The sequence below is a fragment of the Pedobacter sp. 05T44 genome (genome assembly GCF_056395985.1).
Genome location: NZ_JBFTKO010000002.1, coordinates 1 through 12,820 on the forward strand (window position 1 = coordinate 1; position 12,820 = coordinate 12,820).

A 12,820-nucleotide genomic window follows, 5' to 3' on the forward strand; every position below is an offset into this window, starting at 1 on the left:
TAGGCATAAAAACCTTGACGACTTGATAATTCGCCGCTGCCGTGGTTAGGCATTATTCCTACAAAATTCTGTATAGCTGAGGAATTAAGCGTAACACTTAATAACAATTGTTTTTTAGGTTCTAGACCACTGGTCAAATCTAAAGGACGAAGCGAATTAACTAAACTTAGCTTGCAGTTCTTCAAACTTTTTGGCGATCTTATCACTAAGCTCAGTTTGCTTGTAACCCACAGCCATTCTGTGCAGGTTGCTTAAAACATACATGCCTACCTGAATATCTCTTCCGTAAGCGTTAAACCGTTTCGGTTCTAAAGAAGCAATATAAGTCAGCTCTTTATTTAAAAATTCAAATGTTTCATTTGTCAATTCATTAGCGGCCTTAGTTTCATTTAAGGCATACATATTTTGGATGGTCTGATACCTGTTTATGGTATCGTCAACTGAATAATTTTTAAGAGGAATCTCTTTAACGCTTTTAACTAAAATGTTGCGTGCCTTATCTGTTTTTCCTTCCATGAAAAGGTTTGTAGTAAGCGAGTTCGAAACACTCCATGAACTTTGGGCAACTCTTCTGCTTTCCGGATCAATGTATTTTGCAGTTTTAAAGCTTTTAAAATCAAATTTATTCATTAGGTTATCGTACATCGGATCGCTATTGGTTTTCTCCATTTTATCGCGTGTATCCTTAGGATCAGTTTTGAAAGGCAATAAACGCAGCGCATATCCTTCAAGATATAGGTATTTGCCTAAACCTGCATAAGTATCTTCAGATACATTTGATTCAAAATATATTGGCCTTTCCCAATTGTTGTTTGCAATGATATCCAGTAAAGCCAGATCATATTTGTACATGATATCTTTATTGTATTTCCACTCCATCAAAGGTGTAACCTTGTCTTTGTCTTTAGCTGAAATGGTATGCGTTTTTACCAATTGATCTGAGTCTACCGTTAATTTGAAGTTTTGGCTAGGCAAGAAATTCACGTAACTTCCATCCGATAGTGGAAGTTTATCCTCCTTATTATCTGAAGTCAATACTGCTAAAAGATCTTTTAGCTCCACACTGTCTTTTAAATCGTAATCATAATAACGAATATAATCTCTAACACCATTTACATACTTCTCTGTTGGCATAGTAATAGGCAGAGCTGCGGATTTATTCAGCTTCAATTTCATTTGATTGATATATGCATCATCAGAAAGATATTGAATATTTACAACCCGTATGTCGGTACGAATACCCTCAACCTCTTGTGCATACCACAAAGGGAACGTATCGTTATCCGCGGTCACAAACAATATGGCGTTCGGAGCACAAGAGTTAAGATAGTTTTTTGCCCACTCTAAGGCAGTTGCTTTGCCAGAACGGTTATGGTCGCCCCAACCCTGAACACCCATAATTACAGGTGCGGCCAATAAGCCAACCAACGAAGCCACCATAAGGCTCAATTTAGGCGCATTAAAGCGCGATAACCACTCCCTGATAGCAAATACCCCGAAGCCAATAAAGATAGCGAAGGCATAAAAGGAACCTACATAAGCATAATCCCTTTCTCTTACTTGTCTGGGATCTTGATTTAAATAAACAATAATAGCCAGACCAGTAAATAAGAAAAGTGTTGTAATTACCAGGGTGTCATTTCTGTTTCTACGGTATAAAAAGAATAAACCCGCAATACCTAATATTAAGGGTAAACCGTAAAATTTGTTAAATCCTTCATTGTCAACAATACTTGGTGGCAGGTTGGTTTGGCTTCCCAATCGTATAGCATCCAGCGATTTAATTCCGGTTATCCAGTTCCCTTCGCTATAGCCTCCCTGACCCTGATTGTCATTTTGTCGACCAACAAAATTCCAGAAAAAGTAGCGCCAGTACATAAAACCTACCTGGTATGATGCAAAGAACTTTAAATTTTGGGCAAAAGAAGGGGTTTCTCCGTCAGCAAGATTTAACCACTGCTTGTAAAAGTTTATGTGATCTGGTTTGTCACTATATGTTCTTGGAAACAATAAATTCTTGTCATATTCCACATCTATACCTCTTCCTGAAACCTCATATTTATCTTTTCCTTTTCTGTATTTGGTATAAGTTTCTTTGCCGTCAATTTGTTTGGCATCAAAAGTTTGTCCGTATAAAAGGGGCGTTTGACCGTAATTTGTACGTCCTAAATAACCATATAAAGCAAAAGCATTATCAGGATTCGAAAGGTTTAAGCTTGGCTTCGCATCTGCTCTTATAATGATTAAAAAGTAAGAGCTAAAGCCAAACAATACAAATGTTAGGCAGATCATGCTGAGGTTAAGATTGTACTTTTTATGCTTAATTGAGTAGTAGATGGCGTAGGTAATACTGGCCGCCAAAAGCAGTATAAATGTTATGGCGCCGTATCCAAATCCAAAGCCCAGTGTGTTTACGAAGAACAAATCGAACCTTGCTGCAAGCAATACAAAATATTGGATAATAACGAACTGAACTATTACCCATATAAGCCCTGCAACACCTATTGCTTTAATGATACCAAAGGTGGTTGGCTTTGTTGTTTTTTTGAAATAATAAACGAGTACTACAGCTGGAATGGCCAACAAACTTAATAAATGGACCCCAATAGATAATCCAATTACAAATGCAATTAGTACCAGCCAGCGGTCGTCTGTTTTACTTTCCCATTTCAAAATTGCCCAAAATACAAGGGCTGTAAATAATATAGAAAGTGAATATACCTCGGCCTCAACTGCCGAAAACCAAAATGTATCTGAAAAGGTAAATGCCAAAGCACCAACTACACCTGTAGCAACAACGGTTAGCACATCCGCGGTAGTTTTTTCCTGTTTGTATAGCTTACTGGCAATCAGGGTGATGGTCCAATAAAGAAACATAACTGTGGCGGCACTAAAAATTACTGAGCTGAAGTTCATCCAGTAAGCAATTTTTGTTACGTCACCTGCAGCTAACAAAGAAAATAGCTTTCCTATCATCAGGAATAAAGGGGCGCCAGGCTGGTGACCTACTTGTAATTTATCGGCTGCGGAAATGAATTCTCCGCAATCCCAAAAGCTTACGGTTGGTTCCATGGTTAGCCAGTAGACCACTCCTGCAATCAGAAAAAGCAGAAATCCTACAAGATTGTTAATTTTTTGATAGTGGTTCATAGTTTGAGGGTAATTTTCTTAATAGTAAAAATAACTAAAACATTGAAAGTTAGCGGATTTGGGAATGTTAAAGTATGTTAAAGAATGTTAAAATTGTTCGCAAAGAATGCTTGTGCTTTAGTTTGGAATTGTAATTTTATGCAAGCCGGCCTAAGCTTTGTATGGGCACTAAAATTAGTAACTGAATAAATGGAAATTAAAGTGATCATTACAGGAGCTACCGGTATGGTAGGCGAAGGCGTATTATTAGAATGCCTGTCGCATCCGAAGGTAAAAGAAGTACTTGCAATTGGACGTAAACCTTATCGCGGTCAGAAGCATCCCAAATTAAAAGAATGCATTGTGCCAGATTTTTTCAATATTGATGGCATACAAGATCAGTTAACTGGTTATGATGCATGTTTTTATTGCGCAGGCATAAGTTCAAATGGGATGAAGGAAGCGGAATATAGTTACATTACTTATGACACTACGATGCACCTGGCAAATAAACTTGTTCTTCTTAATGCTGGGATGGTTTTCAGCCATATATCCGGTAGTCACACGGATAGTTCCGGAAAAGGAAGAGTGATGTGGGCACGTGTAAAAGGTAAAACTGAGAATGCTTTAATGAAGTTGCCATTTAAAAATGTATATAATTTTCGTCCGGGTTTCATGAAGCCTACCCCAGGTCAGGTAAATGTTAAAGGGCTTTATCAGGTTATAGCATCATTATATCCTTTGCTCCGCTTGCTAATACCAGGCCAGGTAAGCACTTTAAAAGAGGTTGGACAAGCTATGATTAATAGTGTTCTTAAAGGATATTCTAAATCAATACTGGAGATAAAAGATATTAAAATATTAGCCGCTGAATAGGCTTTCGTCATCTCAAAGTAATTCCGCATCATGGCGGCAACCATTTATCGCCTAACTACGTAAATGCTTAAAAATGAATAGTTAATATTCTTTTTTAAGGGAGTATCTACCACAATTAAAGGTGATGGGTGAGGGTGATGAGGTCCCGGAATATAAGTATTCCGGGGCTTTCTTTTTGATTAGGCTATTGAAGGTATCAATTGCGCGGAGTTGCAGATTCCCAAACTGAATAATCCGTTAAAAGCTGTTCATGTTCTTTTATCCATTTTCTCTTTTCTTCCTGATTGGAAGTAAAGCTAATAATGCGCGCGATTAATGGCATAAATTCTGATTTAGATAGTTTGTAAAAATAATCAGCGTAAAAAGACCAGAAAAAATCCTTTTCTTTTTTCTTTTCAGAAAGTTCCCCGGTAATACCAAAAATTGTTTTAAGCTGTAGTTCTAGTTGATCTGCTTCCGACAAACCAGCCAATCCTGGCGACAGCGAAGCCATTGATATGGCCAGGCTTGCTGCACCTACGTCGGGATCCTTTTCGTTGGGATTACGATTGATCGTAATGTTGTTTACTCCGGTTGTTTTGGTAATCCCTGAATTGAGAATTGATTTAACATCCTGAAAAGCTTTAGTCGAGCGTTGAGTGGTAGCTTCCAGTATCAGGAAATTACAGTAGCTAAGAAGTGCAGCAATTTTTTTACTTGGTTCGGCCATGTTTATTAATGCGTATAAGCGATGGCTACTTGCGTGTTTTGGATTTAGCTGCAAAGCTTTGGTTACATTTTGTAATGCCTCCTCATTTTTGTCGAGGCTACTATAGGTTATGGCAAGATTATAATATAGGCCCTGATATTCTGGCTGCGCTTTTATGCCGCGTTTATAATATTCAATGGCTTTATCTTTCTGCCCCTGTGTATCATAAATACTTCCTAACATGTCGTATGCACTGCCTGAATTAGACGGATTCTCTTCAATTATTTTATTCAGATACGGGATGGCATCTTTAGCCGATTTATTGCTAAATAGTGTATAGGCAATTTCATAATTCGCGGTAGAATTATCCGGATCTAATTGTAATGCTTCTTTATATTTTAAGATAGCTTCTTCAAATTTACCGGCGTCATGGAGTTTAACCCCTTCAGAGATTAGGCCGTTAATCTTGCTTTTATCCTGAGATAAAACCGCAGTTGAAATAAATAGAGATAAGAGAATGAGCGTTAATTGGTTCATGATCAGGAAAAATTTGGTTATGATTATTTCGTTAGCATAAAGCTAAATTAAATCGATCATTTTTTTAGAACGAATTATTGAAATAACTAAACCTAAAATTTAATAGTGCTGCATTATTTCGGCATCTATTATTAGATAATCATGATTAGCACCTTGTGTAAAAACAAAGAACTTGTTGTGATCAGGCTTTATTTTGTATTTCCTTACCAGGTTTTCCGCCTTATCCCGATAGTTTCTGGCAATAACATTTCCCCTCGGCGACTTTTCTTTTTTAAGATCACTGGAAGATAAGAGACTGTTGATCTTAAAAATTCTGCCTGGAAAGGAGGAATCCAAATGATCTGAAACATACAACTGTGTTTGATGATGTAGCTTTTTTAACCGAAACCTTGCAGCTATCAGGTTAAAGGCTCCGCTTTTAAGCAGTGCTGTATCTGGTTCATACAGATAGCCAGAAGGAGTTTCGTTTAGCAATTCAACCTCTGTTTCTTCTTCACCTTTAAAAAAGGAGAATTCCTTTTGAGATTCGTTTAGGGTAACTGCTGTTATTTTTGGTTGCTGCGCAGATCTGTCGCTGTCAATAATCCATAACAGTTCTTTGCACTCATTTTTTACACTTATAATATGAACTTCAGAAACATTGCTTAGCTCCTTTAAACCAGCCGTAATGTCTAATAACGGTGCTGTTTTAATAATGATGCGTTTTGATTTGGAAAGTAGTAATTCCAGATGCTCAACCACATTCGGAGTGCAGTCTTTTAACATAAAAACTTTGCCTGCCGAACTTCTTCTTGCAGGATCCAGGTAAATCGTATCAAAGATTTCATCGGTTTTTTCCAGTAGCGCAATACCATCCACAGCCAGGCATTTAATATTTAGTTGTCCCAACATTACTGCATTATGAGCAGCTATTTCAGAAAGATCCACATTGATTTCGCAATGTGTTAAGCTTTTAACGGTTTTTGCAAAGTAATAACTATCTACCCCAAAGCCTCCAGTAAGATCTATTAAGCTGTCGCCAATAGCTAACGCTGATTTGTATGTTGCTGTGGTTTCCGATGAACATTGCTCAATGGAAAGTAGGGCAGGGTAATAAATGGAATCCGTTTTATACCAGGTAGGCAATTTTTTTACCGATTTGTTTTTTGCCGCAATCTGGTTAGCAAGCGCTTTAGAATCAACATCCTTAAACGGACTTTTAGACATAGCGAGTTTGTGTACATCATCATTTAAATGATTGTTAACGTACTCCTGAACCTCGCTATCTAAAACATGTCTATTCAACTGTTGTCTTGTCCCTCATTACAATTTGACAGGTATACCTGCTTTTAACTTCCAGTAGGATGTTTTTGTTAACAGTTACCCTATCTATGGTTTGCTGGTTGTAGTATCTTATGGTAACCAATTCCAGGCCAGTGTTATACTTAACTTTATAGTGCAGCGAAAGATCTGCTATCAGCGCTTCCAGTTTTTTAGGATCATGATCAAAACTTACCGAAAAACTGATTGCAGAATTCAGCATGGTTGTAATTTTTACCTTGTGTTTATGGAACAAACTAAAAATATCACTTAGGTTTTCTTCTATGATGAAAGAGAAATCTTTAGGGAAAATAGAGATCAGCGCCTGGTTTACTTTAAATATAAAGGATGGAACCGGAAGATGATTGTTTTCTCCCGTAATGTCTGTGCCTTCGGCCTTATGATCAAGAAAAGAACGAACAAATAAAGGGATGTTCTTGTTTTGAATCGGCTTTATTGTTTTAGGGTGAATAATAGTTGCACCATAATAGGCCAGTTCAATTGCATCATGATAAGATAAACGCGGAATTCTTTCCGTTTCATCAAACCATTTAGGATCGGCGTTTAAAACTCCGGGCACATCTTTCCAGATGGTTAACGAAGTTGCATTTAGGCAAGAAGCAAATATTGCGGCCGAATAGTCAGAACCATCTCTACCAAGAGTTGTGGTAAAGTTTTCGCTTGTGCTGCCAATAAATCCCTGGGTTACTGCAATATATTGTTCTAAAACAGGAGCCAGTTTTTTCTGTATTTCCTGCTCTGTTTTTTCCCAGTTTACCTGTGCCTCCCGGTAATTGTTATCTGTATGGATAAAGTTACGGGCATCAACCCATTGCACATTACAACCTGTTTCGTTTAAGTAAGCAGCAGCTATTTTGGTCGAGACGATTTCCCCGATTGAAACGATTTGATCGTAAATGTAATCAGCTGCGTCGTCTGGTTTTTCCTCTATTAACCAATCTATCTCTACGAATGAGTTTGCCACGTCGTTATACACCGGGTTACTGTGGTCTGGAAATAACTCACTAATGATGTTGAAATGGAATTGTTTTACCTCTTCAAATATCTGATGTGTATCCTCAAGACCCGTTAAATAAGCTTTTGTTAAATCCTCAAGCTTATTGGTAACCTTACCCATTGCCGAAATAACGATTAACAGGTTGTTTTTTTGATTTCGTTCTTTAATGATATTGGCCAGATTTCTTACCCCTTCGGCATCTTTAACTGATGCACCTCCAAATTTGTATACTTCCATTAATTTGCGGGACTAAGTAATGAATTTGGTTTAGCAATTTCTTTAAGCTCACTAAAAGGAATAACCAGTTCTGTTTTTCCATATGCATAAGCCTTGATTTCGTAAGGATTATAAAGAAACATTAAACCTTGATCCGTAATGGTAAAGTTGTCATTCAGTTTGAACGTATCCTTATCAAAGAAATAGCCATCTTTTAAGCTAGCAGTAGGACTAAGCTTTTCATTTTTTCTGAATATCTTTTCGGCCACAGCAGTAAGTTTTGGCAGGGAACCTGGTTGAATTAAAGAATCTAAAAGGATTTCCTGATGTGTGGCCGGATTGTAGTTCAGGTAGATAAATACACTGTTAGGGTGTGCACCGCCTGAATAATTTACATAAGTGTTTAGCAGCGACAAGTAGCCTGGCTTTTGTTTCACAACCTTAGCATTGATGTCTAAGAACCAGGTTTGCGGGTAATCCTTTTCAGATTTTCTAAAGTCGTCATAACCTTTTATAAAATCGGTAGCATATTCATTATATGTTTTGTAGTTTTTGCCAGAATCTGCTGTCAGTTTTATTTTGGTTTCAACAAACTGGTTTACTTTTTCATCATTAAATAAAGGATACGAAATAACTGCCTTAGAAGTATCAGTTACATTTTTATCAACAGATACTGGGGTTTTGCTGTAAACTTTTACTGAATCGTATTTAAAAGTTAATGAGTCTCCTGTAGTTACAACACTTGTAGTGTCGGTAGTATTGCTTGTTTTATTCTCACTCTGACAAGCTATAAAACCTATGGCGATAATAAATAATCCTAATTTCTTCATATTACTTCGAAATTTGTTCCTTCGAAAAGGATGCATTTAACCATCCTGCTTCTATATCAGCAGCGTACTTTTTGTAAAAATTAATTGCCGGCTCATTCCAGTCCAGCACCTGCCAAACCATGCCATTGTAGTTTTTATCTTTTGCTTCCTGTATAACCGTTTCAAAAAGGAGCTTACCTGCGCCTTTCCCCCTGTATTCTTCAGTTACAATGAAATCTTCAAGGTATAAGCGGCAGCCTTTCCAGGTCGAGTAGCGGGTATAGTATAAGGCAAAGCCAATAATTTTATTGTTATCCTCAGCAACAAAAGCTTTCCATACTTTGTTTTCGCCAAAACCGGCATCCATAAATTCTTCTATGGTTACGGTTACTTCCTCCGGCGCTTTTTCATAAAGAGCCAGTTCATTAATTAATTCCAATAATCTCGGACAATCTTCTCGCTCAGCAACTCTTATTGTAATGCTCATTCTGTTTTGTAATGTTTAATCTTCCTTTTACCAAAAATACTGCTGCCAACTCTTACCATTGTGCTACCTGCTTCAATTGCAAGTTTGTAATCGCCAGACATACCCATAGATACTTCCTTAAAGTAGTCATCTTTTCTAAAAAAGCTAACTTTAATACCGTCAAAAAGAACTTTTAACTCAATGAACTCATCAAGAGTCTGTTTTTCTGTGGCGTTGTTACTTGCAATTCCCATTAAACCTACAATACGTACGTTTTTAAGTGTAGCAAATTCTTCAGACCTAAGCAGTTCAATAGCCTCATCAAAACCAAGACCAAATTTGGTGTCTTCATCGGCAATATAAATTTGAAGTAAACAGTCTATTACCCGCTTATTTTTTACGGCTTGTTTATTTATTTCAATTAATAGCTTCAGGCTATCAACCGAGTGGATCAGTTTTACAAAAGGGGCAATGTATTTTACCTTGTTGGTTTGCAGATGACCAATAAGATGCCACTCAATATCTGTAGGTAATTGTGCTTGTTTGTCAACCAGTTCCTGAACTATGTTTTCGCCAAAAACGCGTTGCCCGGCATTGTAGGCTTCCATAATTGCGGCGGGCTCCTGGTATTTAGATACGGCTATTAACTCAACCTGTGTCTTATCTAATTCGCTTTTATATTCTAATAAGTTATCTGCTATACTCATTTATCAGTATTTTTGGTAAAAATAAGAACCTTAGCGAACTTTGTCTAAGAAATAATGATGTTTTAGCCCATAATGAAGAACTTTATATACACAGCCTTCCTTTTTTTATTCGTTGCAGGCTGTAAGCCAGGTATTCCTTCCGATATTATTCAGCCTGATAAAATGGCCCTGGTATTGCACGACATTCATATTGTGGATGCTTACATCACTACCATACCTAACATCGATACGTCAAGAACTATCGCTGCGGCTTATTATAATGGCATTTATAAAAGATACGAGATAGATTCGGCCCTTTACGGTAAAAGTATGGCTTACTATAGTCAGCATCCGAAAGTATTAGATGGCATCTATGATAAGGTAACCAAGGGATTAACCAAGCAAAAGAACGTTTTGGTAAAGGCAGATTCATTGGTGCAAGCCAAGGCAGCTAAAATTGTTAAAGCTAAGTTTAAGGCCGACTCTGTGAAGCGTGCAGATTCTTTGAAAAAAGTTACTGCACCACAACGAGCTAAATTTAAGGCCGACTCGTTAAAGAAAGTTATTGCAGTTAAAAAGGCTGATTCTATTAAAAAAGTGGATTCAACCAAAAAAGCAAAAGCTGTTTTAAGGAAGGCTGCCAGGAAAAAGAGGGCAGACTCTATAAAGGCCAGAGAATTATTAAAGAAGACTATTAATAAAAAATAAGATAGAAATAGGAATGTTATATCCGGAGAATTGTTTAGAGCGTTTGGGGTTTAATGAGGTAAAACAACTTATTTACGCACACTGTCTGAGCCCTATGGGGCAGCAAATGGTGGGCAAAATGCAGGTGATGACCAAGTTTGATCAGATCAATAAGTTTTTGAGACAAACAAATGAGTTTAAAAGTATCCTCGAGAACCAGGAACCGCTGCAAATCAGTACATTTTTCGACATAAAATCTCTGGCCGATAAGATCAGAGTGGAGGGCACTTATCTTGTAGAGGATGAGCTGCACCAAATGTACGCCTCTTTACAAACTGTATTTTCTGTACTGAGGTTTTTTGATGAAAGAAAAGAAGTATACCCTAATCTGGAGGCGCTGTTTGAGCACCTGCCTGTCGAAAAGAATATACTTAAACGCATAGAATCTGTACTGGATCCGAAAGGAAAGATAAAGCCAAACGCTTCTGTTGCACTTCAAAATATAATTGGAGAGATCGCAAAAGCAGAGCAGGACGTAAGGAAGAGAATGGACTCTATTTATAAGCAGGCAATTAGTAATAATTGGGTTGCCGATGGTAGCTTAACCATACGTGATGGCAGAATGTGTATACCGGTACTTGCCGAAAATAAAAGGAAACTGAAAGGTTTTATTCATGATGAATCGGCTAGCGGACAAACGGTATACATAGAGCCAGAAGAGGTATTTTCATTAAACAATAAGCTTAGGGATCTGGAATTTGACAAGCGCAGGGAGATTATAAAGATCTTAATAGCGCTCACAAATGATCTGAGGCCATATACACCATTATTATTGTCGTACCATGGTTTCCTTACTAAGTTAGATTTTGTCCGTGCAAAAGCGCTGTTCGCTATAGATGTTGAGGCCGATATGCCGGTTCTAATAAAGGAAGCCAAGACTAAGTTGGTTAATGCACGCCACCCTTTACTGTACCTTTCCTTTAAAGAGGATAAGAAAACCGTTGTTCCTTTAAATTTTCATATTAATGAGAACATGAGGATTGTGCTCGTATCAGGGCCCAATGCCGGAGGTAAATCTGTTTGTATGAAAACTGTAGGTCTATTACAGTTAATGGTACAATCAGGTTTATTGATTCCAGTTCATGAATCTAGTGAGGTAGGTATATTTGATCAGATATTTGCCGATATCGGCGATGACCAGTCGATAGAAAGTGATTTGAGTACTTACAGTGCTCACCTTACTAAAATGAGGTATTTTGTTGCCCATGCTACGCCTAAATCGCTTGTTTTAATTGATGAGTTTGGAACGGGCACAGATCCTCAGTTTGGCGGGCCTATGGCAGAGGCTGTTTTGGAAGTGTTGAACAATAAAAAAGTGAGAGGGGTAATTACCACCCACTACTCTAACCTAAAGCTTTTTGCTGGTAATACCCCAGGCTTAGAAAATGCTTCCATGTTGTTTGATAACGACAAGATGAAACCAATGTACGTATTGGAAATTGGTAAACCGGGAAGTTCTTATGCTTTTGAGATTGCACAAAACATTGGTTTGCAAAAAGAGGTGTTGGAACTTGCCAGGGCTAAAACCGGTACCAATCAAAACAGGATAGATAGTTTGCTTGTCGATCTGGAACGTGAAAAGAAACAGATCTACGATACAAAAGTTAATCTTTCCAATCAACAGAATAAGGTGAAAAACCTTGTCGCAGAAAACGAGAAGCTTAAACTGTTTCTGGATGAGAACAAGAAAGTACTGATCAAAGAAGCTAAGCTCGAAGCTCAGGCGATTATTAGAAATGCCAATAAACTCGTTGAGAATACCATAGCAGAGATTAAAGAAAGCAAGGCAGATAAGGTAGTAACCAAAGAATTGAGACAAAACCTGCAAAAGGTATTGGTGCAGAATCATGTAAAGGAAGAGAAAAAGCCTGAAGTACCAGTGATTAGTAATACGCCTATTGAAGTGGGCGACTGGGTACAGCTAAACAATAGCGAAACTATGGGGCAGGTTCTTGAGATAAACCGTGATAACCTGGTAGTTGCATTGGGCGACCTTCGTTCTGTACTGAAGAAAAACCGTGTTCAGAAAATCAGCAACAAACAGGCTAAAAAAGCAGTTCAGAATAACTCATTTACAGGCAGTATTTCTGAAGCGATATCGAGTTTCACTGCTGAGCTTGACCTGCGTGGTATGCGTGGCGAAAATGCCTTGCATGAAGTGGAAAAATATCTTGATAAATCGATCATGCTTGGCTTTCCTTTTATAAAGATCATCCACGGAAAAGGTGATGGCATTTTAAGGAAGCTGATTCGTGAATATTTAAAGAAATATAGCCAGGTAAACAGGGTAGAAGATGAGCATGCAGATAGAGGTGGCGATGGCATCACTTATGTTTATTTCAATTAGAT

At 37.7% G+C, this 12,820-nt stretch carries 10 protein-coding genes; 3 read left to right on the forward strand and 7 right to left on the reverse strand.

The genetic code is table 11. The features are described from left to right. Window positions 1–156 precede the first annotated feature (156 nt). Entirely contained in the window at window positions 157–3,150 is a 2,994-nt protein-coding gene (locus tag AC1DDK_RS04795; protein ID WP_337716600.1) for a DUF2723 domain-containing protein, read from the reverse strand. Between the two features lie 189 nt (window positions 3,151–3,339). Between AC1DDK_RS04795 and AC1DDK_RS04800 the strand changes: the two genes are divergently transcribed. Then, the gene (locus AC1DDK_RS04800; RefSeq protein ID WP_337716602.1) at window positions 3,340–4,005 is read left to right on the forward strand and encodes an NAD-dependent epimerase/dehydratase family protein; all 666 of its coding nucleotides are present in this window, start codon (window positions 3,340–3,342) and stop codon (window positions 4,003–4,005) included. A 196-nt stretch (window positions 4,006–4,201) separates the two neighbouring features. Here AC1DDK_RS04800 and AC1DDK_RS04805 read toward each other — a convergent pair whose 3' ends face one another. The 6 genes from AC1DDK_RS04805 to AC1DDK_RS04830 all read right to left on the reverse strand — a co-directional run bounded on the left by AC1DDK_RS04805 (window position 4,202) and on the right by AC1DDK_RS04830 (window position 9,745). Further along, window positions 4,202–5,230: a tetratricopeptide repeat protein gene (locus tag AC1DDK_RS04805; protein WP_172659881.1), complete on the reverse strand. Its 1,029-nt coding sequence runs from the start codon at window positions 5,228–5,230 to the stop codon at window positions 4,202–4,204. A gap of 99 nt (window positions 5,231–5,329) precedes the next feature. Then, window positions 5,330–6,514, reverse strand: coding sequence for a class I SAM-dependent methyltransferase (locus AC1DDK_RS04810; protein WP_288879050.1), 1,185 nt, complete (start codon window positions 6,512–6,514; stop codon window positions 5,330–5,332). Beyond that, window positions 6,507–7,784, reverse strand: a complete 1,278-nt coding sequence (locus tag AC1DDK_RS04815) for an aspartate kinase (protein ID WP_337716604.1) — start codon at window positions 7,782–7,784, stop codon at window positions 6,507–6,509. The genes AC1DDK_RS04810 and AC1DDK_RS04815 overlap by 8 nt, the downstream gene beginning before the upstream one ends. Then, window positions 7,784–8,593 carry a DUF3298 and DUF4163 domain-containing protein gene (locus tag AC1DDK_RS04820; protein ID WP_288879052.1) on the reverse strand — a complete coding sequence of 270 codons (810 nt, stop codon included), beginning with the start codon at window positions 8,591–8,593 and terminating at the stop codon, window positions 7,784–7,786. Before AC1DDK_RS04820 ends, AC1DDK_RS04815 begins: the two co-directional genes overlap by 1 nt. A gap of 1 nt (window position 8,594) precedes the next feature. Continuing rightward, complete coding sequence (locus tag AC1DDK_RS04825; protein WP_337716605.1) at window positions 8,595–9,059, reverse strand: GNAT family N-acetyltransferase; 465 nt, start codon at window positions 9,057–9,059, stop codon at window positions 8,595–8,597. Continuing rightward, entirely contained in the window at window positions 9,056–9,745 is a 690-nt protein-coding gene (locus tag AC1DDK_RS04830) for a YggS family pyridoxal phosphate-dependent enzyme (RefSeq protein ID WP_172659886.1), read from the reverse strand. Before AC1DDK_RS04830 ends, AC1DDK_RS04825 begins: the two co-directional genes overlap by 4 nt. Window positions 9,746–9,817: 72 nt before the next feature. Here AC1DDK_RS04830 and AC1DDK_RS04835 point away from each other — a divergent pair, with 72 nt between their 5' ends. Both AC1DDK_RS04835 and AC1DDK_RS04840 read left to right on the forward strand, forming a co-directional pair. Then, the gene (locus tag AC1DDK_RS04835) at window positions 9,818–10,432 is read left to right on the forward strand and encodes a DUF4296 domain-containing protein (RefSeq protein WP_337716607.1); all 615 of its coding nucleotides are present in this window, start codon (window positions 9,818–9,820) and stop codon (window positions 10,430–10,432) included. Window positions 10,433–10,445: 13 nt separating this feature from the next. Further along, window positions 10,446–12,818 (forward strand): endonuclease MutS2, encoded by a 2,373-nt coding sequence (locus AC1DDK_RS04840; protein ID WP_172659888.1) that lies wholly within the window; start codon window positions 10,446–10,448, stop codon window positions 12,816–12,818. Window positions 12,819–12,820: the final 2 nt, after the last annotated feature.

Bases quoted from the DNA above. Each gene is read 5' to 3' on its own strand.
- AC1DDK_RS04805 (WP_172659881.1), bottom strand. From the start codon at position 5,230: ATGAACCAATTAACGCTCATTCTCTTATCTCTATTTATTTCAACTGCG.
- AC1DDK_RS04830 (WP_172659886.1), bottom strand. From the start codon at position 9,745: ATGAGTATAGCAGATAACTTATTAGAATATAAAAGCGAATTAGATAAG.
- AC1DDK_RS04820 (WP_288879052.1), bottom strand. From the start codon at position 8,593: ATGAAGAAATTAGGATTATTTATTATCGCCATAGGTTTTATAGCTTGT.
- AC1DDK_RS04795 (WP_337716600.1), bottom strand. From the start codon at position 3,150: ATGAACCACTATCAAAAAATTAACAATCTTGTAGGATTTCTGCTTTTT.
- AC1DDK_RS04825 (WP_337716605.1), bottom strand. From the start codon at position 9,059: ATGAGCATTACAATAAGAGTTGCTGAGCGAGAAGATTGTCCGAGATTA.
- AC1DDK_RS04800 (WP_337716602.1), top strand. From the start codon at position 3,340: ATGGAAATTAAAGTGATCATTACAGGAGCTACCGGTATGGTAGGCGAA.
- AC1DDK_RS04815 (WP_337716604.1), bottom strand. From the start codon at position 7,784: ATGGAAGTATACAAATTTGGAGGTGCATCAGTTAAAGATGCCGAAGGG.
- AC1DDK_RS04840 (WP_172659888.1), top strand. From the start codon at position 10,446: ATGTTATATCCGGAGAATTGTTTAGAGCGTTTGGGGTTTAATGAGGTA.
- AC1DDK_RS04835 (WP_337716607.1), top strand. From the start codon at position 9,818: ATGAAGAACTTTATATACACAGCCTTCCTTTTTTTATTCGTTGCAGGC.